The organism is Micromonospora sp. NPDC005163 (genome assembly GCF_053599835.1).
Map to the genome: position 1 here is coordinate 29382 of NZ_JBSFYP010000012.1, position 24145 is coordinate 53526.

17 protein-coding genes and 1 pseudogene are annotated in these 24145 nt (G+C 71.5%); 5 read left to right on the forward strand and 13 right to left on the reverse strand.

The features are described 5' to 3' along the window. Positions 1-43: 43 nt before the first annotated feature. Positions 44-1231: a zinc metalloprotease gene (locus ACWD6N_RS11305; RefSeq protein ID WP_387326365.1), complete on the reverse strand. Its 1188-nt coding sequence runs from the start codon at positions 1229-1231 to the stop codon at positions 44-46. Further along, positions 1228-4740: an ATP-binding protein gene (locus ACWD6N_RS11310; RefSeq protein ID WP_450004687.1), complete on the reverse strand. Its 3513-nt coding sequence runs from the start codon at positions 4738-4740 to the stop codon at positions 1228-1230. The genes ACWD6N_RS11305 and ACWD6N_RS11310 overlap by 4 nt, the downstream gene beginning before the upstream one ends. Before the next feature lie 99 nt (positions 4741-4839). Here ACWD6N_RS11310 and ACWD6N_RS11315 point away from each other — a divergent pair, with 99 nt between their 5' ends. From ACWD6N_RS11315 to ACWD6N_RS11330, 4 genes are all read left to right on the forward strand, one after another. Beyond that, on the forward strand, positions 4840-6543 hold the full coding sequence (locus ACWD6N_RS11315; protein WP_387326368.1) for an AMP-binding protein: 1704 nt from the start codon (positions 4840-4842) through the stop codon (positions 6541-6543). Continuing rightward, the gene (locus ACWD6N_RS11320; protein ID WP_387326370.1) at positions 6540-7034 is read left to right on the forward strand and encodes a pyruvoyl-dependent arginine decarboxylase; all 495 of its coding nucleotides are present in this window, start codon (positions 6540-6542) and stop codon (positions 7032-7034) included. The genes ACWD6N_RS11315 and ACWD6N_RS11320 overlap by 4 nt, the downstream gene beginning before the upstream one ends. 95 nt (positions 7035-7129) lie before the next feature. Continuing rightward, positions 7130-8632, forward strand: coding sequence for a guanitoxin biosynthesis pre-guanitoxin forming N-methyltransferase GntF (gntF, locus tag ACWD6N_RS11325; RefSeq protein ID WP_449936986.1), 1503 nt, complete (start codon positions 7130-7132; stop codon positions 8630-8632). A gap of 305 nt (positions 8633-8937) precedes the next feature. Beyond that, positions 8938-11895 (forward strand): M4 family metallopeptidase, encoded by a 2958-nt coding sequence (locus ACWD6N_RS11330; RefSeq protein WP_449936988.1) that lies wholly within the window; start codon positions 8938-8940, stop codon positions 11893-11895. Positions 11896-11983: 88 nt separating this feature from the next. Here the strand turns inward: ACWD6N_RS11330 and ACWD6N_RS11335 are convergent, their stop codons facing one another. The 3 genes from ACWD6N_RS11335 to ACWD6N_RS11345 form a co-directional block, all read right to left on the reverse strand. After that, a complete protein-coding gene (locus tag ACWD6N_RS11335; protein WP_387326377.1) occupies positions 11984-13000 on the reverse strand; it encodes a helix-turn-helix transcriptional regulator in 1017 nt (338 codons plus the stop codon). 161 nt (positions 13001-13161) lie between these two features. Further along, positions 13162-13542 (reverse strand): VOC family protein, encoded by a 381-nt coding sequence (locus tag ACWD6N_RS11340; RefSeq protein ID WP_354966854.1) that lies wholly within the window; start codon positions 13540-13542, stop codon positions 13162-13164. 31 nt (positions 13543-13573) lie between these two features. Next, positions 13574-13906 carry a GNAT family N-acetyltransferase gene (locus ACWD6N_RS11345; RefSeq protein ID WP_354966853.1) on the reverse strand — a complete coding sequence of 111 codons (333 nt, stop codon included), beginning with the start codon at positions 13904-13906 and terminating at the stop codon, positions 13574-13576. 119 nt (positions 13907-14025) lie between these two features. Between ACWD6N_RS11345 and ACWD6N_RS11350 the strand changes: the two are divergent. Then, a pseudogene (locus tag ACWD6N_RS11350) lies at positions 14026-14436 on the forward strand (copper homeostasis protein CutC); the annotation flags it as partial. A 295-nt stretch (positions 14437-14731) separates the two neighbouring features. On the opposite strand, the gene ACWD6N_RS11355 reads toward ACWD6N_RS11350, so the two are convergent. From ACWD6N_RS11355 to ACWD6N_RS11390, 8 genes are read right to left on the reverse strand one after another with little or no spacing between them, the layout of a single operon-like run. Next, a complete protein-coding gene (locus ACWD6N_RS11355; RefSeq protein WP_354966852.1) occupies positions 14732-16372 on the reverse strand; it encodes a DUF4127 family protein in 1641 nt (546 codons plus the stop codon). Between the two features lie 2 nt (positions 16373-16374). Further along, positions 16375-17082, reverse strand: coding sequence for an N-acetylmannosamine-6-phosphate 2-epimerase (locus tag ACWD6N_RS11360; RefSeq protein WP_387326382.1), 708 nt, complete (start codon positions 17080-17082; stop codon positions 16375-16377). Between the two features lie 47 nt (positions 17083-17129). Continuing rightward, positions 17130-18026 carry an ROK family protein gene (locus ACWD6N_RS11365; protein WP_387326385.1) on the reverse strand — a complete coding sequence of 299 codons (897 nt, stop codon included), beginning with the start codon at positions 18024-18026 and terminating at the stop codon, positions 17130-17132. After that, entirely contained in the window at positions 18023-18865 is an 843-nt protein-coding gene (locus tag ACWD6N_RS11370) for a carbohydrate ABC transporter permease (RefSeq protein WP_354966849.1), read from the reverse strand. The genes ACWD6N_RS11365 and ACWD6N_RS11370 overlap by 4 nt, the downstream gene beginning before the upstream one ends. Further along, positions 18855-19802 carry a carbohydrate ABC transporter permease gene (locus ACWD6N_RS11375; RefSeq protein WP_387326388.1) on the reverse strand — a complete coding sequence of 316 codons (948 nt, stop codon included), beginning with the start codon at positions 19800-19802 and terminating at the stop codon, positions 18855-18857. The genes ACWD6N_RS11370 and ACWD6N_RS11375 overlap by 11 nt, the downstream gene beginning before the upstream one ends. A gap of 11 nt (positions 19803-19813) precedes the next feature. Further along, on the reverse strand, positions 19814-21097 hold the full coding sequence (locus ACWD6N_RS11380; RefSeq protein ID WP_387326391.1) for an ABC transporter substrate-binding protein: 1284 nt from the start codon (positions 21095-21097) through the stop codon (positions 19814-19816). A 25-nt stretch (positions 21098-21122) separates the two neighbouring features. After that, the gene (locus ACWD6N_RS11385; protein ID WP_387326394.1) at positions 21123-22718 is read right to left on the reverse strand and encodes an FAD-dependent oxidoreductase; all 1596 of its coding nucleotides are present in this window, start codon (positions 22716-22718) and stop codon (positions 21123-21125) included. A gap of 39 nt (positions 22719-22757) precedes the next feature. Beyond that, positions 22758-23804: a LacI family DNA-binding transcriptional regulator gene (locus ACWD6N_RS11390; protein ID WP_387326397.1), complete on the reverse strand. Its 1047-nt coding sequence runs from the start codon at positions 23802-23804 to the stop codon at positions 22758-22760. Between the last annotated feature and the right edge of the window lie 341 nt (positions 23805-24145).

The following is a 24145-nucleotide window of genomic DNA, read 5'->3' on the forward strand; positions in this document are numbered from 1 at the left end:
CGGTCTGTCGAGCCGAACCGGTGCCGCGGACATGCCCTCGCGGTCAGGTGTCCGCCATCGGTGCCGGGGCGAACAGGGGCGGCACCGGATCCGCAGCCTGGATCGCGGCAACGACCTGCGTCAGTTGCGGGTGGTCGCGGCCGGCCGCCCTGGTGAGGGCGTCCGCATCGGCGTGGTTGCCGAGGTAACACTCGGCGATGGCCCGCAGGAGTAACGCGACGCTGCACAGGTTCGGCGGGTCGACACTCGGCCGAATGTCGAGAAGCAGCGAACGCGCCTGCTCCGGCCGCTGGTTGAGCAGGTGAGCCAGGCTCATGGCGACACGGGCGGACAACATGTGCGGCTGTACGTGGAAGGCGAGCTGGGCCAGTTCCGCGATCTCCACCACCTCCGGGTGTTGGACCGGCGATTCGTTCACCACCGCGGCGTACAGGTACCACAACCCGAACTGCACGGTGAGCACCTGTCCGATTGCGGCGGCGGTCATGGGATCGGTGCGGTCGGCGCGCGCCAGCGCCGCGAGCCGCTCAGCGTCGGCGATGAGGTCCGCCGTCGACTGCGTGTGGCCCGTGCTCCAGCGCCGGTGGACGGCGGCGAGCGCGAGTCGCGGGTCGTTGCCGTCGCGAGCTGGATCTCCGAGACGATCGTCGTCGACCTGCCCTCGGGCGATCGTCCGCAACGTGCTGCTCACCTCCTCCTGGTAGTAGCCAGCCCGTAGCGCGGCAAGGGTGGCTGTTGGCGCGAGGAGCCAGCGCAGCAGGTTGCGGCCGTCACTGCGGGGCGAAGTCCCGGGAATGAGGTTGACCACCCCGAGCAGCGCCGCGAAAAGCGCTGCGCCGAACAGCGCGAGGCGTGTCAACGCCGTGCTCGTCAACGCCGCTGCGGCACAGAGCACCGCCGCACTGCACAGGTTCGCCATCGGGCCACCGAGGTAGAACAGCACCATCCGCAGCGGCAGCGCGGTCGCCGACGGCGCTGGCCGGACCGACACTTCGTTCCGCCACCCGCCGAAGGGTGCGATACGGACCGCGATGACCGGCAGACGCAGCAGCTTCGCCATGACAAGGTGCCCGCACTCGTGCAGGACGAGGTGCACCCACAACGACACGCAGGTGATGGCAACGGCGGCGATCGCACCGGTCACGGACTCGGTCACGACGAGCCCGAACGCCACCGCCTCCAACACCAGGAGAATGGACGCGGCGGCCAGCCGTCGGCGGGGGGAGATCACCGGGAGATGGTACGGCCGGACAAGTAACCGGCGAGCGCCTGAACTCGGCGCAGATCGGCGCCACACCCGGCGGCGTCGAATCCGGCGATCGCCCGATCCAGGTGCTCGGCCCTGGTGAGCCCGAGGGTGGACCGCTGCCCCGAGGCGAGGTGACGGCCGAGTTCGTGGTGGGCGCGCGCCAGTTCGTAGGGCATCCCACGGCGCTCGGCTTCGCGTACCGCCCGGACCCACGCCCGGCGGGCGGCCCCGGCGCGGCCGTCGAGCCAGCGGTGCCAGCCCAGGCAGATGAGCGCCCTCGGACGGGCCATGGGAAACGTGCGGGCGTAGCGATGCAGCCGGCGCAGGGCGACCGCTGTGGTCGCGCGTAGGTGGGCGGGGTCCGGCTCGTCCGCTCCGCCAGCCGGATTTTCCCGAGAGCCGGCCTGTTCGAGCAGCGTCAGACAGACCTCGGGGACGCCGGCGTGCGCCTCGATGGCGTACTGCTCGAATGACTGATGTAGGCCCATCAGGTGGTCGGCGGTGCGGATCGCCTGCCACGCGTCCGCCCGCCGCCCGGCGGCGAGGTGTTGGCGGGCGGTGGCGACGTGGAGGCGGGCGGCGTCGATCCGGGCTGCTGCCGGCAGGAGCTGTGCGGCCTCTTCGGACCAGCCCGCCAGAGCCGCGTCGTCGGGGTTGGCGCGCAGGGCCGTCTCGATCAGGACGAGCAGCCCCCACAGGTGCACGATGGGATCGCGGCGGTCGCGGCCGGAAGCCATCGCCTCGACGGCCGCCGCGGCCGCCTGCGAATAGCGGGCGGTGAGGTACCGGGTGACCGCGGTGATCAGCAGCACCTCGTCGGCCCACCGGTGCATCGGTGTCCGGCGTCGGAGTTTCAGGACCCTGTCGGCACCGGCCTCGACCGCCGCCCAGTCGCCGACGCCGGTCCAGTGCAGCCCGCCCACGATGCCGACCCAGCAGGCGGTGAGCGGGTCGTCGGTGCGCTCGACGGCGGCGCTCGCGGCGCGGAGGTGTCGGCCCGCGAGCTGGCGCAACCCCAGGGTGCCGACGGTCATCCCGAGACCGGCCTGCGCCCGGACGATGAGGTCGAGGTCCCCGGCGCGTTCGGCATCGTTCAACGACGAGATCGACGCCGCGAGGATCGGGAAGTGCTCATTGAGCACCCAGTAGACCTCGGCGATCGTGAAGCAGGTGGCGGCGCGTTCCCGGGCCGCCTCGCGCCGTTCCGCACGACGGGCGACGGCACCACCCGGCCGCAGGCCCCGGAGTGTCCGGCGTGCCACCTGTGACGTGAGCATCCCCAGCCGGCCCGTCGTCGACGCCGGCACGCGGGCGCCGAGCAGATCCAACGCCCGTTCCAGGTGGTACCGCGCGGCGTTCGCCTCGCCGAGCTGCTGGTGCGTCTCGCCGAGCATGCGGTGCCAGCGTGCCCGCTGCAGGGTCGTGATCCCATGGCGTTCCAGGGCGGCGCCGAAGAAGACCTGAGCCTCCCGGAACCAGCCCAGGCGCCGGTACAGCGCCCACAGCCGCAGCAGGTGGGCGTCGAGCGCGGTCGGGTCGGCGTCCAGGATGAGCCAGTCGGTGGCGGCGCGCAGGTTCTCCTGCTCGACTTCCAGACTCGGCCGGCCCTCGGCGCGGGCCTCATCCGGTGGGGGGAGCAGCGCGACATAGTGCTCGGCGTGGCGCCACCGCGCCCGCGCCTCCTCCGCCGGGTCCGTGGCCAGACTCTCGGCGGCGTACTGCCGGAGCAGCTCGTGCATCTCGTAGCGGCCATCCCCACCGACGGCGACCAGCGACTGGTCGACCAGGCTGGCCAGCATCGGCAGTCCGGCGTCCGCCACGGCGCCGGCGGCCGCGAGGTCGAAGCTGCGGCGCAGCACCGACAACCGACGCAGGGTCCGTCGTTCCTCGTCGGTCAGCAGCCGCCACGACCAGTCGATCACCGAGCGGAGGCTGCGGTGCCGCCGCTCCACGTCAGGTGCGGTCGTCTCGAGCAGTTCGAGCCCGTCGGCGAGCCGGTCGGCGATGGCGGCCGGGCTGGCGGACCGTACCCAGCGGGCGGCCAGCTCGATGGCCAGCGGCACACCGGCGACCAGCCGGCACACCCGACCGACGCCCTCGGCGTCGACGACGGCGGGGAAGCCGGGGCGCAGCGGCCGCGCCCGCTCCTGGAAGAGCTGCACCGCCTCGTAGCCGGCGGCGTCCGCGTCGGCGCCCGGCGGCGGGTACGGCAGGCCGGGCACCTCGACCAGCCACTCCACGCCCAGCCCCAGCTGCCGCCGGGAGGTCACCAGCAGCTGCGTACCCGGTGCTCGTCGCAGCAGTTCGGCGAGGACCCCCGCGGCGTCCCGGAGGTGCTCCAGGTTGTCGAGCACCAGCAGCAGTTTGCGGCCGGCGAGCTGGTCGGTGAGCAGGTCCAGTGGCTCGCGGGGCACGGCCAGCTCTACCTCCAGCGCGCGGGCGAGGCCGGCGACGACCAGGTCGGCGGCCTCGTCCGGGCGGGCCGCGCTGGTCCCCACGAACGACACGAACACCGTCCCGCCACGATGCCGCGTCCGCCGACTCGCGGTGACCTCCACCGCCAGCCGGGTCTTACCGATTCCGCCGGGGCCTACGAGGGTCACGAGCCGGCACGCCGGATCGTCGAGGAGCTCATGCAGACGCGCGAGCTCCCGGTCCCGACCGATCAGCGCGGTGAGTGGGCGAGGCAGGTCGGACGTCGGCGACCCGGCCGACCGGGCCGGGTTCGCCGTGGCCGGGAGGACACCCAGCGCGGTGAACCCACCGGTGCTGGCGATCTCGTCCCGCAGAGCGAGCGTGGCCGGCGCTGGCTCGACGCCCAGCTCCTCTCGGAGGAGGTAGCGGCAGGTCTCGTACTGGGCGAGAGCGGCGCTGCGCTGACCGCCCACGGCCAGGAACCACATCAACGCGCGGTGCGCCTCCTCGTGGAGCCGCTCCAGCTGCAGCAGACGAAGGGTCACCTCGATGCCGCCGGCAGCATCCCGCCGGTCTCTGGCCCGCCGCACGGCACGGTCCATGAGCGCGAGCATGTCCGCTCGGACCGCGGCGCGCCGGTCGGCCAACCACTCGTCGAACAGCGGGGCTCCGGGGACGCCGAAACCCTCGAGAAAATCGCCTCGGCAGAGCCGGACGGCCTCCAGCAGCTCGTCGTCGTCCTGATCGGAGGCGGCCACCCGGCCCACCTCCACAGCGTCGACCCACACCTGCCGGCTGTCCGCGAGCGCAATGGTCTGCCTGCTCACTGCCACATGCTCCGGGACGACCCGACGCAGCTTGGTCAGCACCAGCCGCAGATTTGCCCGGGCCGTCGGCTCCGGAAGGTCGCTCCAGAGCAACCCGGCCAGCGCCGAGCGTGAGTGGGCGGTGCCGGTGACCGCCAGGTAGAACAGGAGCGCCGTCGCCTTGGCAGAGGCCAGCTCGACCAGTGGACGGCCGCCGACCGTCAGCTCGGCCCCGCCGAGCACCCGGACACGCAACTCCTGGTCCCGCATCGCCACCGCCGTCGTCGTCCGCGAAGAACTCTATCGCGATCCACGCTGCGAAAACGGTCGGGAAACGGTCTGCACACGACGGCTCCCTACGGTCGGGTCATGAGGGGCGAAACCCGGTCCACCAGCGGCATCCCGCCGGCTGGTGTGGTCGCACACGGCAGGGGAGTCACCATGGCAGTCGTCCACCCGTTCCGCAGCGAACTGCCCGAGGTGCAGGTCGGCGGTACCACCGTGCAATCGCTCGTGCTGCGGCACGCCGCCCGCCTCGGCGAGAAGCCGGCCCTGATCGACGGCGTAACCGGCCGCACGATCAGCTACCGCCAGCTGGCCACCGGTGTGGAGCGGGTCGCGGCCGGCCTGGTCGCCCGAGGCTTCGCGGCGGGTGACGTCCTGGCCCTCTACAGCCCCAATCTGCCCGAGTACGCCCTGGCGGCCTACGGGACGATGGCGGCCGGCGGGATCGTCACCGGCGCCAACCCGATGCTCACCGTCGAGGAGTTGGCCGGCCAGCTCACCGACGCCGCGGCGCGGATGCTGGTCACCGTCCCGCCGTTCCTGGACCGCGCGTTGGCGGCCGCCGAGCTGGCCGGCGTCCAGGAGGTGCTGGTCTTCGGGGAGGCGGCGGGCGCGACGTCGTTCCGCGAGCTGATCGCCCACCACCATCCGCCGGCGGAGGTGACGAGCGACCTCGACAACGAGCTGGCCGCCCTGCCCTACTCGAGCGGCACCACCGGCCTGCCCAAGGGAGTGGAGCTGACCCACTCGAACCTGGTGACGAACGTCCGCCAGAGCCAGGCGGTGATCGATTTCCGCGAGGACGACGTGGTCCTCGCCGCAGCGCCGTTCTTCCACGTCATGGGGTTCAACTTCCTGCTGCCCTGCAGCCTGGCGGCGGGCGCCACCGTCGTGACCCTGGCTGGCTACGACCTCGAGGTCTTCCTTCGGGCCATTGCGGAACACCGGGCGACGGTCAGCGTCGTGTCACCGCCGCTGGCGACGGCGTTGGCCGACCATCCGCTGGTGGACAGGCACGACCTGTCGTCGCTGAGAAGCCTCGGCGTGGGTGCGGCACCTCTCGGCGCCGATGTGGAACAGCGGTGCGCCGAGCGGCTCGGCTGTGTGGTCAGTCAGGGCCTCGGCATGACGGAGGCCAGCGCCATGGTCACCGTCGGCCCACTCGACGAGCCGCGGCGCGGGTCGGTCGGCCGGCTGGTACCCAACACCGAGGCGCGCGTCGTCGACCCGGACGGCGGCGGCGGCGACCTCGGTGCCGGACGCGCCGGCGAGCTGTGGATCCGTGGCCCGCAGCTCATGCGGGGCTACCGCGACCGACCGGAGGCCACGGCCGCCACCATCGACGCCGACGGCTGGCTGCACACCGGCGATCTCTGCTACTTCGACGAGGACGGCTACCTGTACGTGGTCGACCGGCTGAAGGAATTGATCAAGTACCAGGGGTACCAGGTCGCGCCGGCCGAGCTGGAGCACCTGCTCCGCACCCACCTGGCGGTCGCCGACGCGGCCGTGGTGCCCCGGCCCGACGCGGACGCCGGCGAGGTGCCGGTCGCGCACGTGGTGCTGCGGGGACCGGCGACGGCCGACGAGCTGCTGGCCTACGTGGCTGAGCGGGTCGCCCCCTACAAGCGGCTCCACGCCGTTCGGTTCACCCCATCGGTGCCGAGGGCGCCGTCGGGCAAGCTCTCGCGCCGGGTACTGGTCGAGGCCGAGCGCGTCCGGTCGGAACGGACGCGGACCGCGCAGGCATCCCCGGCCGAACTCCGCTCGGCTGGCGGGAACCGATGAACATCCTGGTGGCCGGGGCCGTCGGCCGTGGTCCGACCCAGCTGGCAGCGTTCGACGCCGCGCTGGTGGCGGCCGGCGTCGCCGACCGTAACCTGATCTACCTCAGCTCGGTGTTGCCACCCGCCAGCTCGGTACGACAGGTCGACCGGATCGGCTGTACCTCGGGCAGTTGGGGCGACCGGCTGTACTGCGTGGCGGCACAGGCGCGAACAGCGGTGCCACAAGCAGAGGCCTGGGCCGGTGTCGGCTGGGCGCAGGACGGGTGCGGACGCGGACTGCTGGTGGAACACGAGGCCAGCGACGAGGCGAGCCTGCGGAGGCTGGTGACCACCTCTCTGGACGCGTTGTGCCGCAACCGGGGTACGAGCTTCCCGCGGCGTGGCATCGAGGTCGCGGGCGCTCGGTGCACCGGGCAACCGGTCTGCGCGCTGGTGGTCGCGGTATTTCAGGCGGTGGCCTGGGAACCGGCCCGAGCGGCGGCACCGGTATGAACGGGATTCCCGTGGCGCAGGCGGTTCGGCCACCGCGGCGCCCGCCGACGGAGCACCCAGGGCTCAGGAAGTGGACCGTCAGCCTTGCCGCCACCGTGGCGTCGGCCTACGCGCTGGAGGCGAGCGTGGTGGCCGCGGGCACGTGCCTGGTCGCCTCCGGTCTGTTCAGCGGCCTCGACCGCCAGTGGGTGGTGGCGTTTCTCGTCGCGAGCTACGCGGTCTGGGGGATCGGCCTCACCGCCACTGTGCGAGCGAACTGGATGCTCCTGGCCACGACCGGAACCAGCACCAACGTGCTGTCCAAAGCGGCGTACGACGTGATCCGGCGGATGACGAACAGCGCCCGCGCACCGCGCGTGGCGGCGGCCATCGGGTACGCCGGTACGGAGGTCGCCAAGGAGGTGCCCTACTACGCGGGTGCCTTCGGGGTCGCCGCGCTCAGCGACTCGATCAGCTCGAACGACGCACTCGTGTTCCTCGGCGGCGCGAACCTCGGTGCCGCGCTGTACGAGTACGGGCTCGCCCGTCTCACCCGAGCATTCCTCCGGCGCCGCCGCCACCGGTACGCCTCGTTCGACACGGACTGGGTACCGGCCGAGTACCTCGCCAGCTACTACCGGGCCGTCGAACCGGACGAGATCGCCACCATCGCGTTCTTCGTCGAGGCGATGCGCCACGCGGAGCGCGGTCAACCCGTGTTGTTCTTCGGGGTCGGGCCCACCCTGCACCACGTGTTCGCGGCAGCCGAGGTGGCATCGGAGATTCACCTGGGCGACTATCTGCCGGCCAACCTCCGCGAGATCCAGCGGTGGATCGACCGCGAACCCGACGCCCACGACTGGCGACCGTTCGTCCGCCACACCCTGCGGTGCGAGGGGATCAGCTGCCCGACCGACGAGGACGTGGCCGCCCGCGAGGACCTCGTCAGGGGAAAGATCACCGCGCTGATCCGGGTGGATGGCCGGCACGCCCGCCCGGTGGACCGCCGGTACGCGACGGTGGTCAGCGCCTACTGCGCGGACTCCGCCACCGACGACCGGCCCACCTGGCAGCTCCTCATGCGACACATCACGGGCCTGGTCCAGCCCGGGGGTCTCTTCGTCACCGCGGCCCTGCGCCGATGTCGCGGCTACCTCGTCGCGGGAAGGACCTTTCCCAGTGCTGATGTCGACGAACACGACCTCAGGGCGGTGCTGCGGCCGGAGTTCGGGCCGCTGGACGGGTCGATCGAGGTCCGGCAGGTCGCCCAGGAGAGCTCACACGGCTATTCGGCCATCGTCCTGTGCTGGGCCCGCAAGCGCGTCCGGCCCCGAGCGAACGGTGCGCCGGGACTGGCACTGGTCGGCGCCGGGCTTCTCACCGCGCCAACCCTTTCCACGGTGGCCGACGCGGTGAGCCGGCTTGCGCCGGCCAGCGTGCGGGGTGAGGCGACAGGTCTGCAATCCTCGGCGCTGAGCGCGGGTTTCGCGCTCGGATCCCCGGTCGTCGGGCTGGCGATCGACGTCTCCGTCCCAGCGGGCGGCTTCGCGGCAGCCGGGCTGGCCGGCCTCGCCGCGGCGCTGACTGGATGCCTGCTGTCCCGCCGCCCGCCCATCTGAACGGAGTCTCCGCGCAGCGAACTCGGTCGCGCCGGGGCACCGGGCCTTGAGCCACGCGGGGAAACGAGCCCTTGCCAACGGCCGCTCCTCGTCGCCATGAACCGGTGCGGGGTGCAGGGATGACACTGCGCCCACCATCGGCCCCGACCAGGTGTGCCGTTCGGATCGGCTCTCCCTCGACGGGCTTCTGACTTGTGCAGATGCGCAAAGTCGTCCTTGTGTCGATGGCGACACCGCGGTGAGGGTGAGCGAACCCCGTGCCGCAAGGAGTCGGCCGGGCGCTGGACCACCTTGCAGGAGCACAGATGCGCAGACTCAAGGCACCACCCGCCCTCGCCGTCCTGGCGACGGCCGCCCTCCTCGGAACCACCGCCCAGGCCGCGACCGCGGCGACCCCGTCGCCGACGGGCACGACTACCGCCGCGGAGGCTTCAGTTCCGGCCACCGTGGCACCCGCTACGGACGCCCCCGCGCTCGTCGATGACCTGGCCGACCAGGTCGACGCCACGATCGCACCGGACAAGGCCGCCAAGGCCCACCTCGCGGGCCACAAGGACCGCTACCGGATCGCCGACCCGGCCGGCACGCTCACCACCGCGAACATCGACACGCAGGGCGCGCGGGAGACGGTCCGGCTGAACCAGAAGTACAAGGGCCTGCCCGTGTTCGGCGCCCAGTACGTGGTGCGGATGGAGAAGAAGGCCGGCAAGCGGGCGGTGACCGGCACGTCGGGCACCTACTTCACAGACCTCGACGTCGACACGACCAGCACCCCGATGCCCGCGCACATCGCGGTCTCCCGAGCGGTCGAGGACGTGCGCAAGAGCCTGCACCCCGGTGCGGCCGTCGTGGCCGGCGCCCCGCGGCCCGGCACGACGCCCGACGCCGCCCACGCCGATCTCAGCGGCACCGACCAGGGTCTCGTGGTCATGCCGACTGGCACCGGCGTGCTCGCCCGGCGCGTGCTCGTCAAGGGCAAGGACGTCGTCACGGGCCAGCCCGTGCTCCGCGACGTGTACGTGGGTGCGACGAACGGCGTGACGCTGCTCAGCGTCAGCCGGATCAAGCCCTTCGCCACCGCGCAGCAGGCCGCCGCCCTGGCCGCCGGCGGGACCGCCGTCGCGCCGCGGGCCGTTACGAAGGCGCTCCCGTCGCGCAAGGGCACGACGCCGGTCGTCGGCGAGGGCAGGAGCCTGCACGGCGCCACGGTGCCGGTCCCGCTCGTCCGGACCGACGACGCGAGCTCCTACCTCATGATCGATCAGACCCACACCCTCCCGGACGGCCGGACGGTGCCGATCACCACCTGGGACGCTCGGGGCCGGGACTACTACGAGCTGCTCGACGGCCAGTTGCCCGAGGGCGTGGGGCCGTTCGCGTCGCCGTCGAGCACACTCGGCGCGGACCTGACCGACGCCGGCGCCGTGGACGCGGCCTGGGACGCCGCGAAGGTGTTCGAGTGGTTCCAGACGAATCTCGGGCGCAACAGCCTGGACGATGACGGCATGCCGATCAACTCGATCGTGGGCATTACCTACGGCGGCTACCCGTTCGTCAACGCGTACTGGGACGGCACCCGCATGGTGTACGGCAGCGGCGACGACGAGTACCTGCCGCTGGCCGCCGACCCGGACGTCGTGGGCCACGAGATGACGCACGGTGTGGTGGAGAACTCCGCCAACCTCGTCTATGCCGGCCAGCCCGGCGCGCTCAATGAGGCGATCGCCGACTACTTCGGCAACGCCATCGACCTCGACGCGGCCGGCACGCCCATGTCCGACCCCGAGGCGAGCCTGATCGGCGGCGACCTCTGCCGCACCCTGGCGCCCACCAAGTGCGCCCTGCGCAACCTCGACGACGGCGCCACCACGGCGAACTTCCAGCACCTCATGGACACGCCGCAGATGGACGACGGCGGCGTGCACCTCAACTCGACGATCGTGTCCGGGGCGCTGTGGGACCTGCGTCAGGCATTCGGTGGCGCGGTCGCCGACAAGATCGTCTACCGGGCGCTCACCGACTACCTCACGCCGATGTCCGACTTCGTCGACGCCCGCGAGGCGGTGCTCGCCTCCGCCAAGTCCTCCGGCCTGAGTCAGAAGGACCTCAAGGTGGTGCGGGCGGCGTTCGATTCGCGCGGGATCACCGCGCGATGGAAGGCGAACCTCTACGGCAAGAAGACCGACCTCCTCGTCGACCGGCTCAACACCGGGATGTACGTCGACATGACTGCGAGCATGGCCGGCGGCTGGTTCACCGTGCCGCGCTCGGACGCGAACCACACCCAGCCGCCGTCGATCTGGATGGGCCGCATTGACGGCAAGGTCGCGCCGTACCGGATCTCCCCGGACGACGGGAACATGCACAGCTTCCCGCACACCGATGGCAAGCGGGTCGTGTGGCTGTCGATCGAGGCGGACCCCGACTCCCCGACGTGGGAGGTCGACCACATCCTGTCGGCGCCAGTCGGCGGCGGCCAGGTCGAGGAGCTCTACAGCTCCCCGTACCGGATCGACGGCCTGAGCTTCGACGGCACCGTCGTCACGTGGAGCCAGTACGACCCGGAGCAGGGCTACCGCGACGTCGTGCGCTACCTGCAGGGCAGCTCGCGGACCGTCCACACCCTCGCCCACCCCGACTGGCTCGGGAACGCGACGGCGCCGAGCGTCAAGAACGGGAAGATCTCCTACGTCCGGTACGAGGACTACCCGCAGCCCGACGCCAACGGCAACTGGTGGTCGCTGGGCGTCGAGGTGTACGACATCGCGACGGGGAAGACGACCTTCGCCGGCGGTGACCCTGGTGCCGAGACGATGAGTTACCCCCAGGTGTCCGCCACCGGCGTCGCCTGGGTGATCAACCGCGACTACGGCAGGTACGTCGACGGCGAGTGGAGCCAGGGGACGTTCAACGACTCCGTGCGGCTGTTCGACTTCGCCACCGGCACCAGCCACCTGCTCTTCGAGGAGAACTCCCCGCAGGCGATCCGCGCCGACGTCCTCACGCTGTCCGACACGACCCTCACGGTTACCGAGGAGGCCCCCGCGGACCTCTGGCTCTCGACCGGCGGCTACCCGGACAACTCGCTCAATCCGAAGCTCAAGCAGTACACGCTCAACGGAAAGTACGTCGGCCCGGCGTCGTGCAGCCCGGGCGCCCAGATGTTCGCGACGGCGGGCACGGGGCGCGAGGTGATCTTCATGGACTCGTCGGCCGGCGGTTTCGGCCTGGCGTACGCGAAGGGAGCCAAGTCCTGCAAGTGAGCCCCTACTAGGAGGCGCGCTCCACGACGAAGCGCCGGGACCCCTCAGGGCGGTCCCGGCGCGGCGTCGCGTTCAGGACATGGCCTGGTCAATTCCCCACCGGGCCCTTGAGCCACCCCCGCTCCGCCGCCAGCAGCGCGATCTGGAACCGGGTCCGGGCGCCGAGCAGGGAACCCGCCTCGCTGACATGTTTCTGCACCGTACGGCGGCTCACCTGGAGCACGCGGGCGATCGCCTCGTCCTTCATCCCGGTCGCCATCATGTGCAGGATCTCCCGTGTTCGCCCGTCCGGCCCCTCGGTCGCCGGACCGCCCTTCGGAGCCGGCCCGTCATGTCGGCTCGCCAGCGACACCGGCTCGGCGCGCTCCCACACGCTCTCGAACAGCGCCACCAGCGCCACCACCAGCGCGGGGGGGTGCACCACCAAGGAACCCGCCGCCGGGCGGTCCCCGCGCACCGGCAGCAGAGCCGCCGCCCGGTCGAACACCACCAACTTCACCGGCAGCCGTGCCGCCAGCCGCAGTTCCCCGCCCTGACCCGTCCCGCGCAGCGCCGTCGTGAGCGACACCGCGTCGGTGAAGCCCTCCGTCTCGTACACCGACCGCATCCGCACCCCGGGCGCCACGCCCGACTCCCCGACGGACGGCTGCGCGGCCGTCACATACGGCGGCTTGGCCAGATGCAGTACCTCGACCGAACTCCCCTTCAGCAGCTGACCGTAGCGCGCCGGCACCTCGTCCTCGCGCTCCAGCACCTCCACCAGGTGCGCAGCGCGCGGCCCGGACACCGCCTCGTACACCTCGTGAAGCCGCTCCACGATGCCGTCAACACGGGCCAGTTCGGCCCGCCGCCGGGCCAGCAGGGCGCTGAGCGATGACCGTGGGGGGCCGGCCGCCCATCGCGGTGTCGTGCCGTCGATCTGCAGCGCCAGTGCGGAGTCCGCCAGGTGCCGCAGTGCTCGTTCCGCCTCCGCCGAGGACACCCCGACAGCGGCCGCCACCTCGGTGGCGTCCGCCGACGGCACGGATACCAGGTGCTCCAACACCAGTCCGGCCAGTGGATCCAGACCGGTTACCGCCCACGGGCTGCCTGCGGTTCCGTCCATACGTTGTGACACTCCTGTGGTCTGACTCGTTCCGCTGCGGCGGACACCACCGGTGTGGTGGTCAGGCCGCCAGGGCGGCCTCGTTGTCGGCGGGACTGCGGTGGCCCAGGCTGCCGTGCAGCCGGTGCAAGTTCTACCAGCCGTAACAGCCAGGGCTGAGCTCAGTTCACGGGCGGCGCCCAGGTGGGGCGTCTGATCAGGCAGAACGGGTGGCCGGCCGGATCGGCGTACACGTGCTCGCCGGGCAACCGCCGCGCACCCAGCGCGAGCACTGCCTCGCCTGCCGCGGCCTGATCGTCAACCATCACGTCGAGGTGCATCTGCTGCGGCACCGCCGGCTCCGGCCACGTCGGCTGCGTCAGGTCGGCGGCGCGCTGAAACGCCAGCCCGGACGCCGACGTGCTGGCCGACACGACGGCGAAGTCCTCGTCCGCGTAGGTGATCGGGTCGCCGAGGACCGCGCTCCAGAAACGCGCCTCGACCGTCGGATCCAGGCAGTCGACGATCAGATGGTGGAGCCGACCGATCGGCACAGCGGTCACCTCCTTCGTGGTCGGGCCCCGGCCCGCACGGTCAGTATGGCCGCCCGCGCGAGGGAAGCGTCATGTCCGTACCGTGTCCCTTCCTCGTCGGCCACTCTCGCCTGATCAGCCCGTAGACCCACGAGTCCGAGACCTCGCCGTTCACGACGCAGTCTTCGCGCAACGTCCCTTCACGCACGAACCCGAGCTTCTCCAGCACGCGGGCAGATGCCACGTTGCGTGTATCGGTCTCCGCCTGCACGCGGTTCAGGTCTAGCGTCTGAAGGTGGTCCAGCCGTCCCGCGTCTCCTTCGAGAGGAGTGTCGTGTAGATCCTGTCCCTTGGACGGCCGCGGCTTCGCTGCCCGCCGGCCGTGTACGCCCAATCCACTCGCGCCGGACGGGCATCGTCAAGGTGTCGAGGCCACTCCACCCTCGTCGTGGTCGTGGTCACCGAGGGCCGGTGCGCCCCAGCCGTCGGGAACGGACAGGCCGGCGAGCCGTTGCCCTCACCGCCGCGGGCGGCCTCGACCTGGCCGTGCTGCGGCGCCTGATCGAGGCTGCGGGACCGCTGCCGGTGACGGTGCACAAGGCCTTCGACGAGGTCGGCGACCAGCTGAGGGCGATCGAGGAACTCATCGACCTCGGGGCCGACGCGGTGCTCACCTCGGGCGGGGCGCCGAGCGCGCTGGCCGGTGCCCCACGGATCGCCGCGCTGCGGCATCGGGCCGTCGACCGGTTGCGGGTCATCGCCGGCGGCGGCATCCGGTCGCACAACGTCCGGCAGGTGCTCGCGGAGACCGGCGCGCGGGAGGTGCACCTGCGGGCACCGGTGCGGCGCGACGGGCGCGAGGCCACGGACGGCGACGAGGTACGCCGGGTCCTCGACGCCACACGGGCTGCTGTGCCCTCCTGAGCGCAAAGCGGCGTCAGCGTCGGCGCGGCGCTCGCCGCCCACGAGACACCCGCCTACCAGGAGGCGCTGCGGGCGCTCGGCGACGGCGCCGACCCCGACCTGCGCATCATCGAAGCGACGCCCTGACGCCGGCCGACGGGCACACCCGGGCGGCCGGGACGGACGGCACGGGGGACGGCGACGGACCCGAACCGCCCGCACCACTAGGCGCGCCAGCACCGCGAGCGCGCGGGCTGACGACGGCACCGGACCGGTCGCGCCGGCGGGTCAACCCCCGGCGCGACCGGCCGTCCGGTCAGGACAGTCGCAGCCGAGGCTCGAGGATCACCTCGAAGAGTCGGTCCCACGGCAGCTCGACACGCGCCGACTCGAAGCGAGCCAGGGTCGCCGTGAACGTCTTCGCGCCTCGCTGGCCCAGCACGATGCGGTGCCCGGCGAAGTGGTCGGCGAAGTACCGCTCGGTCAGCGGCACCAGCCGTTCGCTCACCCAGCCGTCGAAGTAGGTCTTCTGCTCGGGGGTGAGCGCGAGCGGGTCCCAGCCCTGCGCCCGTGCGTGCGCGTACGCCTCGACCTGCACGATGTTCTTCCACGGGTCGTCCTTGACGAGCCGGTAGAGCAGGTACTCGGCGTGCGCCTGGCCGGGCCCGCGCAGTTCGGGCACACCGAATCCGCTGCCGGAGGAGCGAAGGTACGCCCACCGGGCGGTGCCGTGGCCGAGCGCCAGGCCGAGTGCGTTGCCGCCGGTGTTCCATCCCGAGTACGACAGCAGCGCCGCGAGATCCAGGCCGCTCTCCATCCGCGCGACCAGTTCGTGGTCCGCCTTGTTCACGATGAGCGGGTCCACCACGATGACCGGGGTGCCGGCAGCCAGCAGCTTGCCGATCCGCGCGACGAAGGCGTCCAGGTCAGCGGCCCGCTGCCCGGGTGCCGACGAGGGGGTGTTCACGGCGAGCACGATGTCCGTGTCGCCGCTGACGACCCGTCCCCCCACGGCGGCCACGTGCCGGCGGATGTTCTCCGCGAACGGGATGCCCTCCAGTTGAGCGGTCCAGTCCTCGCCGGAGACGCCGGCGTACTCCACGCGGTAGGTGGGCGCCGTGCCGGCCGCGATCACCCGCGCGACCAGCAACGCGTCGACCTCGTCGGCGCCGGGGAAGATCTCCACCCGGTCGTCGACGCCGAGTTGAGCGACAAGCGCCTCCAGTTCCACCCGCTCGGCTCGGGCCAGGCCGACCGGCGCGGTGTCGTCCTCGGAGAGCACGAGGTGGCTGATGGTGCCGTCGGCGACCCACTCGACCATCAGCCGGTTGACCTGGTGGTTGCGGGCCCGAGCGGCGAGATAGTCCTCAACGACCTGGTCGGGGATTCGCGCCCGGACGGCGTCGAGCTGGGCCCGCAGCTCCTCCTGCCCGAGGTTCACCACCTGGTCGTAGAGCTTCGCCCAGCTGACCAGCAGGTCGCGGTACTGGTCCAGCTCGGTGCCCGTGCTGGTGATGGCGAGGCGCTGGATGGTGTCGTGCACCTCGATCACCGCCCCCGGCCGGGTCGAGCGCAGGTTTCGGATCGCGGCCAGGTTCTCCAGGGCGGCCGCCAGGGTTGGGGCGGCGGTGCGGGAGGCGATCAGGCCGCCGTAGGCGAGCATGCTGACCGAGATCACGTACCCGTCGACGCCGTTGGTGGTGCCGAGCCAGCGGGCGATGGCGGCCCCGTCGCCCGGGTTGAAGAAGCGGCCCAGCAGTTCCCGTGGCGGCAGCTGCACCTGGGCGCCGGCGCTCGCCGCGGTCATCTGCGGGGCGTAGGTGTTGACCGGCCGGTCGTCCAGCGGGACCAGTGCCACGGTCAGCCGCCGGTTGGCGGGCCCGGCGAATGCGGGTCGGCCGATGGCCACGGTGGTCAGCCCGGCCACGCCGGTGGCCAGCAGGGTACGTCTTCTCATGGTCACTCCTTCTTTCTCGGGGCGCTCGCCGCGCGGGGGACGGCCGGCACGAGCCGGCGGGTGATCCACAGCGGTGAGGTGACGGCGTTGCCCATCACCACCGCGTGCGCACCCGCCTCGAAGGCCCGGCGGATCTGTTCCGTGGTGCGGTACCGCCCTTCGGCGATCACCGGCACGGACAGCAGTGCGACGAGTCGCTCCACGAGCCCGAGGTCGGGCCCGTCAGTCGGTGGGCTGGCCGGGGTGTAGCCGGACAGCGTGGTGGCGACGGCGTCCGCGCCGGCCTCGACGGCGGCGACGCCCTCAGCCGTGGTGGAGACGTCGGCCAGGACCAGTGCGTCGGTCCGTTCGCGGATCACCCGGACCGTGTCGGCGAAGGGGCATCCGTCCGGTCGGGGGCGGTCGGTGGCGTCGATCGCGATGATGTCCGCCCCGCTCAGCGCCACCTCGAGCGCGTGGGCCGCGGTCGGGGTGATGAAGACGTCCTCGGTGCCGTGCTTGTACAACCCGATCACCGGAACGTCGACGGCGGCGCGTACCGCTCTGACGTCGTCCGGTCCGTTGACCCGGACCGCCACCGCGCCGCCGCGTACCACCGCGGCCGCCACCCGGGCCTGGACGTACGGGTCCCGCATCGGGTCGTCAGGATCGTCGGGCAGCGGTTGGCAGGACACCACCAGCCCGCCGGCCAGGTCGTCAAGCACGCTCACCCGCTGGTCCTTTCACTGATCCGAGTGCCGGCGTGTGTCAGCACCGCTCACTCCTGTGTGTCGATGGCCAGTCGGGCCGCGCCGACCACGACCGCGTCAGCGCCCAACGTGGCGGACAGCAGCGGAACGTCGGCCCAGCCCGCGGGCAACTCGGCCGAGTAGGCGGCCGACGCGGTGGGCAGCAGGGGACCGGCCGCTCCGCCGGCCACCAGGACAGCTTCCGGATCGAGCAGGGCCACCAACCCCGCCAGGGCCGCGCCGAGGGCCGTTCCGGCCCGCTCCACGACCCGCTGGGCGACCCCGTCCCCGGCTGCGGCGCGGTCCGCCACGGCCCGCCCGGTGACGTGGGTGCCGGTCTCGATGGCGTACGCGGCGGCCAGCCCGCTGCCGGAGGCGATCGCCTCCAGATGCCCGTACCGGCCACACCCGCACCGCAGTAGGTCGGCGCCCGGGGCCGGCAGATGTCCGACCTCGCCGGCGGCGCCGCGCGCACCGGCCTCGACGTGGCCGTTGCGGACGACCGCCCCGCCCAGCCCGGTGCCGACGGCCACCAGCAGCACATGAGCGCGGTCCCGTCCGGCGCCGGCCCAGCACTCGCCCAGCGCGGCGGCGTTCACGTCGTTGGTGACCCGCACGGGTCGACCCAGCCGGGCGGCCAGCGCGTCGGCGACCGGGGTGCCTGCCCAGCCGGGCAGGCTGTCGGTGGCGTACCGGATGCCGCCGGTTGCGGGGTCGACCGTGCCGGCGGTGCCCACCCCCACCGGCCCGGCGGCCGCGCCGAGCAGGTCGGTGGCCAGCCGGGCGGCGGCGTCCAGCACGGCCCCCGGCCCGGACCGGGCGGGCGTGGGCACCTCGCGGCGCTCCAGCACTCGTCCGGCCCGGTCGACCAGCGCGGCCGCCGTCTTGGTGCCGCCGATGTCGATGCCGACGATCGGTGTCGTCATCCCTTGAGGCCGGTGTGCGCGAGGCCCTCGACGAATTGCTTCTGTGCGATGACGAAGACCACCAGGACGGGCAGCGCCGTCATCGACGCCGCGGCCATCTGGACGTCCCACATGGGGCCGCCGTACGCGTCGACGAACTGGGTGAGCGCCTGGGGCAGGGTGAACTTCTCCGGAGAGGAGAGGAACACGATCGGTTCCAGGTAGAGGTTCCAGCTGTGCAGGAAGGTGAAGATGGCCACCGCGCCCAGTGCCGGCCGCGACAGCGGCAGGGCGATCCGCCAGAAGGTGGCGAAGCGGCCCAGCCCGTCGACCCGGGCCGCCTCCTCCAGCTCACCGGGGAGGCTGATGAAGAACTGCCGCATGATGAACGTCGCCAGGACGCTCGGCGCGCCGAAGATCGGCACCAGGATCAGCGGCCAGTGGGTGTTGACCAGGCCGAGTTTGAAGAACATCTGGAACAGCGGCACGATCGTCACCTCGCTCGGAATGAGCAGGCCCGCGAGGACGACGAGGAACAGCACGTTCTGGCCGCGGAACCGGATGCGCGCGAAGGCGTACCCGGCCAGCGCCGCAACGGCCATGGTGCCGACCGTGACGACCAGCGCGATGTAGAGGCTGTTCAGGTACTGCTGCCCGAACGGCTGCAACTCGAACACCCGCTGGTAGGCGTCGAACCGCGGGTTGGTCGGCAGGAGCTGCGGCGGGAAGGCGAAGATGTCCGCCACCGGCTTCAGCGACGAGGTGACCATCCACCAGGTCGGGAAGACGAACGGGATCGCCAGGACCAGCAGCACACCGTAGAGCACCAGCTTGGTCCGCCGGGACAGGTCACGATTCATGGAAGACCCACCTCTTGCGCATCTGCCACTGCAGCACAGTGAGGGCGAGCACGATGGCGAACAGCACGATCGACAGCGTGGCGCCGTAGCCGAAGTGATGGAACTGGAAGGCCTGCTGGTACAGGTAGTAGACGAGCACCGTCGTCGATGTGCCGGGTCCGCCCTGGGTGAGCACCGCGATCTGCGCGAAGACCTGCAGCGACCCGACCACGGTGATGATCGAGGTCAGCAGGATCGTCGGGCTGATCAGCGGTACGGTGATCAGCCAGAACTGGCGCATCCGGCTCGCCCCGTCGACTTCCGCGGCCTCGTACAGCTCGGCCGGCACGCCCTGCAGGGCGGCCAGGAACAGCACCATGTTCAGGCCGACGTTCTTGAACACCTGCACGACGATCACGGACACCATCGCGGTGCCCTCGCCGCGCAGCCAGTTCGGCCCGTCCACGCCGACGGTGTCGAGCAGCCCGTTGATCCCGCCGTTGTCCTGAAGCAGGAAGCCCCAGACGATGGTCCAGGCCACCAGCGAGACCACCACCGGGGAGAAGAACAGCGTGCGGAACACGATCGTGCCCCGCAGCCTCTGGTTCAGCAGGACGGCCAGCAGCAGTGCCAGGCTGAGGTTGAGCACCACCAGGCCGACCGAGAAGAGCCCGGTGGCGCGCAGCACCGCGCCGAGGTTGGGATCATCGGCGAGAGCCGTGTAGTTGTCGGTGCCGACGAAGTCGAAGGTCCCGGCGAGCACGTTCCACTCGTGCAGGCTGTACCAGAGCACGAGAATCAGCGGCAGGATCACGAAGACGGCGCTGCCGAGCAGTTGCGGGGCGATGAACAGGTAACCGGTGAGCTGGTCCCGGCGGCGGCTGGTCCAGAACGGCCGGGCCGGGCCCGGGGCGGGCCCGGCAACAGCCGAGCCCACCCTGGTGTCCGTCTGGGTCATGATCGTTGGCCTTACTTCGCCAGCAGCGGCTGGATCTTGGCGCAGACGCCGTCGAGTACGGCCTTGACGTCCGCGTTCGGCTGCCACAGCGGGTCGAGGCCGGCGCGGACCTGCTGGCTCAGCTCGGCCTGTCCGGAGTGGCTGGGCTTGACCACGCCGTTGGTGATGCCGTCGATGACGACCTTCTGCAGCTGCTCCGGCTTGAGCTTCGGGTTCGTCTTGGCGAGCGTCTCGGCGGTCAGCTGCGACTGTCGGGGCGCCGGGAAGAACTGGGCGAGCTTGGCCGAGTTCGTGGGGTTGGTGAAGAAGGCCAGGAAGTCAGCCGCCTGCTTGGCGTGCGGGCTCTTCTTCATCACCCCGAGGCCGGCCTGGCCGACCACCGCGTAGTTCCCCTTCGGCCCGGCCGGCAGCGGCACCAGGTCCCACCCGAAGCCGCCGTCCTTCAGCAGCGAAGCGCGGGAGATCTGGGTGATCGTCATGGCCGAGTCACCGGCGAAGAAGTCGGCGGTCGTGCCCGGGCCGGGCAGCGCCTTCTGGGTGAAGGTGGCCTTGTGCAGGGAGGTCATCGCGTCGACCATCTCCGGGCTGTTGAAGCCGCAGGCCTTGCCGTCCTCGCTCCATGCCTGGGCTCCCCACCCGGTCCAGAAGGTGGACAGGTTGTCCCAGCCCTTGTAGTCGAAGTCCCGAATGACCAGGCCGGCTTTGCCGGAATTCGCCGCGGTCGCCGCGGCGGTGGCCAGAGCGTTGTCCCAGGTCCACTGACCGGCCGCGATCAGCTCGGCCGGGGTCTTCTGCTTGGCCTTCGTGAGCAGGTCGGTGTTGACGAAGACCCCGAACGGCGAGGTGGAGAAGGGGTACGCGTACAGCTTCCCGTCGTTCTGCCAGAGCTTGAGGGTGGCGGGGGAGATGTCCTCGTACTGGTAACCCTCGGCCTTCTTGAGCGTGTCGTCGAGGGGCAGCAACGCGCCCGAGGAGACGAAGTCGGGGGCGGAGTTCTCGAACACCCACGCGAGGTCGGGCGCGTTCCCGCCCGCGATCTGGGTGGTCAGGGTCGTGGTGTAGGTGTCGAACGGCAGCGGGTCGAACTTGATCTCGGCCACGTCCGGGTGGCTCTTGCGGTACTCGTCGGCGATCTCGTTGAACAGCTTGAGGTGCGCCTCGTTGGCCGACCAGACGGTCATCCGCAGCTTCGCCGGACCGCTGTCGTCGGCCTCGCCACCGCCGCCGCAGGCGGTCAGGGCGAGCGCACCGGTCAATGCGACGGCGACGCCGCGCAGGGCCTTTCCTGCTCTCACAATCTTCTCCTCACCGGGGGTGTTTTCAGTAGCCCGCGATCTGCGGCCAGCGCTGTTCCACGCCGGCCGCGGTCAGGCGGTCCTGGAAGTCGGCCAGCAGACGGGGGGTGTTGCGGACCGCACGCGGGGACTCGCCCCGCGCCAGACAGAAGTCGGCGAGCAGGCCGGCGACCTCGCCGACGTTCCACTCGACCGGGTGCAGCCGGTAGCTGCCGTTGGTGACGTGGGTGGTGCCGATGTTCTTGCCGGCCGGCAGCAGGTTCTCCATCCGGCTCGGGATCAGCGCGCCGAGCGGGATCTCGAACGGGCAGGAGCCGACGTCGATGTAGTTGTCACCACCGGTCGACGGGTGCAGGTCGATCCGGTACATGCCGACGCCCACCGCGTCCGGGTAGCTGACCGCGCCGTGGTCGCCCCGGACCGCCAGGGACAGGTCCTGCTCGACCACGGTGTACTCGGCCCGGATCCGGCGGGACTCGCGGATGTACGGGGCCTGGGCCAGGCCGTCCGAGCTGCCGGTCACGTCGCCGCGCAGCCGCAGGCCCGGGAAGCCGGTGCCGCCGTCCGGCCGGGGCGCCTCCGTCTGCAGCCAGTAGAGCACCGAGTACGACAGCTCGCGGGCCTTGGTCAGGTGCCACGACGCGTTCGGCACGTCGATGACCGGACCCTCGAAGTAGTCGATCATTGGCCAGTTGACCAGGGTGATGTCGCTGCCGTACGCGCCGTCGGTGAAGTTGCGCCGTGCGGCGATCCGCCGAAACGTCCACAGGTTGCCATCGCCCGGGTTGACGCGTTGATCGGCGTTGACGCTCAGCGGGTCGTCGTCCGGGTTGGGGGTGAAGCTGCGCTCGACGATCTCCAACGTGCGCGGGTGCGGCGACTTCCAGGACAGCAGGCGGTCACCCCAGAAGTCGGGCTTGTAGTCGCGCCAGAAGTCGTACCCCGCGGGACGGTCGATGGTGTGGTCGCCGTCGACGTGGTCGAGGGCGAAGCAGACGGACACCGCCTGCATGTTCATCGGCTGGGCCTCGGCCGGGGCGCTCGGCTCACCGGTGTCCGCCTGCGACTCGAACCCGGTGACGTACTCGGTGCCCGTCAGCGGCAGCAACTCGCCGGTCTCGGTGGCGTCCAGGACGTACGGCGCGACCACGTCGATCCGCTCGTCCCGGTCGCGGTGCGCCAGCGTCACGCCGGTCACCCGGTCCCCGTCGGTCTCCGCAGCGACCGGCCGGTACGGCTGCAGCACACGCAGCCGGCCCGAACCGAGGTACGGGGCGAGCATCTGTTCGAGGACGGCGACGGCTACCCGCGGCTCGTGGCAGAGCCGGCTCACCCAACCCGCACCGGGGTTGAGGTCGGTCCAGGCCCGGGTCCGTTCGGTCAACGGGTAGTGGCGACGGTAGTAGTCGCGGATGCCGTTGCGCAGCGCCCGGTAGCTGGCGGTGGCGCCGAACTGCTCGATCCAGGAGTGTTCGTCCGGCGGGACGGCCTGGCTGGTGAGTTGCCCGCCGAGCCAGTCGAACTCCTCGGTCAGGATGACGGACCGGCCGGCCCGGGCCGCGGCGAGCGCCGCGGCGACGCCGCCCAGTCCGCCCCCGACGACGAGGACGTCCGTACGCATGAGTACCACGTGTTTCCTTCCAGTTGCGCGGCCGACCGCTCAGCGCCGGTCGACCGCCGGATCGGGGGTGCCGAGGGTGACGCCCTCGACGAGTTCGCAGGGGAGAAGTCGCTGCTGGACGCCGGCCGCGCTGCCATCGATGACGCCCGTCAGCACCTCGACCGACTGTCGGCCCATCTCCTCGCGGGGGATGCGGAACCCGGTGAACGCGATGTCGGTGGGGACCGGGGCCGTCGGGTCGCCGAGGGTCACGATCGACAGGTCGCCGGGCACGGTCAGGCCACGCCGACGGGTGGCCGACTCCAGCGCGACCGCCGTGGCGAAGTCCTCCACGAAGACGACGGTGGTCCCGTCGGCCAGCAGGGTGTCGACGGTTGCTTCGGCCTCCGCGGCCACTGCCGACATCTGCCCGGCGCTCTCCGCGGTCGCGGCGGCGGCGTGGAACCCACGGAGCCGGTCTTCGGAGGATTCCGCGGTGGTGCCCATGCTGACGTACGTCAGGCGGCGGTGACCGTGCCGCAGCGCCGTCTCGACGAGCTGGGCCACCGCCGAGGCGTAGTCGGCGCCGACGTAGGGGACCGGCCCGCCGGCGTCGTCGCGGCGCCCGACGGCGACGTACGGATATCCGTCACGGTTGAGCCGGTGCAGCTCCGCGCCGTCGATCTCGCGCCCGAGCAGGATGCACCCGTCGGCCAGGCGTAGCCGGTTGTCCTGGTGGAAGATGCGTCGCCGGCCGTCCATCACCGGTGCGCTGGTGAGCAGCAGCAGGTCGCAGCCGACCCGCTCGGCGTACTCCTCGATGCCGAGCAGGAACGGGTGGAAGAAGTCCCGGCTGCCGCTGGGAAATGCGGGCTCGTACGTGAAGACGCCGATGATCCGGTTGAACCGCGAGGCGAGGCGGCGGGCCACGGGGTCGGCGGCGTAGCCGGTCTCGGCGATGACCCGCAACACGCGGTCCCGGGTCTCCGGGGCGATGCGGACGTCGGCGTCGGTCCGATTGTTGAGCACCAGCGACACCGTCGCCTGACTGACGCCGGCCATCCGCGCGATGTCACGCTGGGTGACACGTCTGGGGGGAGCGGTCACGTCGGGTCCTTCCGGTGTTGCTAATGCGTATTAGCGGTCGGCGTTGGGAAGGAGCTTGGCCGGTGGCCCGGCGTGTGTCAAGGGGTGGACGCAAGATTTCGGCACGGTGAACTTGCTGGAGTAATGCGCATTAGCCGTCCAGGTTCGCGGCGGGTCGCTGTCTGGCCCGGGCCGCGAGCCGGCTCTTGACAGAGTCGCCGCCGGGCGCGCAATATTCGAGAAACATAGATGCTAATACGTATTAGCTCGGGTGGTGCCAAGGGCTGCCAGCCGATCGGTGTCCCCTGTGTTCTTACTGAGCGTCACACCGCGCCGCGCCGCGCCGCGCCGCGCCGTTCGTG

What these genes read in the sequence shown, in the direction of transcription:
- ACWD6N_RS11310 (WP_450004687.1), bottom strand. Translation starts at nt 4,740, where the DNA reads ATGCGGGACCAGGAGTTGCGTGTCCGGGTGCTCGGCGGGGCCGAGCTG.
- ACWD6N_RS11315 (WP_387326368.1), top strand. Translation starts at nt 4,840, where the DNA reads ATGAGGGGCGAAACCCGGTCCACCAGCGGCATCCCGCCGGCTGGTGTG.
- ACWD6N_RS11320 (WP_387326370.1), top strand. Translation starts at nt 6,540, where the DNA reads ATGAACATCCTGGTGGCCGGGGCCGTCGGCCGTGGTCCGACCCAGCTG.
- ACWD6N_RS11330 (WP_449936988.1), top strand. Translation starts at nt 8,938, where the DNA reads ATGCGCAGACTCAAGGCACCACCCGCCCTCGCCGTCCTGGCGACGGCC.
- ACWD6N_RS11335 (WP_387326377.1), bottom strand. Translation starts at nt 13,000, where the DNA reads ATGGACGGAACCGCAGGCAGCCCGTGGGCGGTAACCGGTCTGGATCCA.
- ACWD6N_RS11355 (WP_354966852.1), bottom strand. Translation starts at nt 16,372, where the DNA reads ATGAGAAGACGTACCCTGCTGGCCACCGGCGTGGCCGGGCTGACCACC.
- ACWD6N_RS11365 (WP_387326385.1), bottom strand. Translation starts at nt 18,026, where the DNA reads ATGACGACACCGATCGTCGGCATCGACATCGGCGGCACCAAGACGGCG.
- ACWD6N_RS11370 (WP_354966849.1), bottom strand. Translation starts at nt 18,865, where the DNA reads ATGAATCGTGACCTGTCCCGGCGGACCAAGCTGGTGCTCTACGGTGTG.
- ACWD6N_RS11375 (WP_387326388.1), bottom strand. Translation starts at nt 19,802, where the DNA reads ATGACCCAGACGGACACCAGGGTGGGCTCGGCTGTTGCCGGGCCCGCC.
- ACWD6N_RS11385 (WP_387326394.1), bottom strand. Translation starts at nt 22,718, where the DNA reads ATGCGTACGGACGTCCTCGTCGTCGGGGGCGGACTGGGCGGCGTCGCC.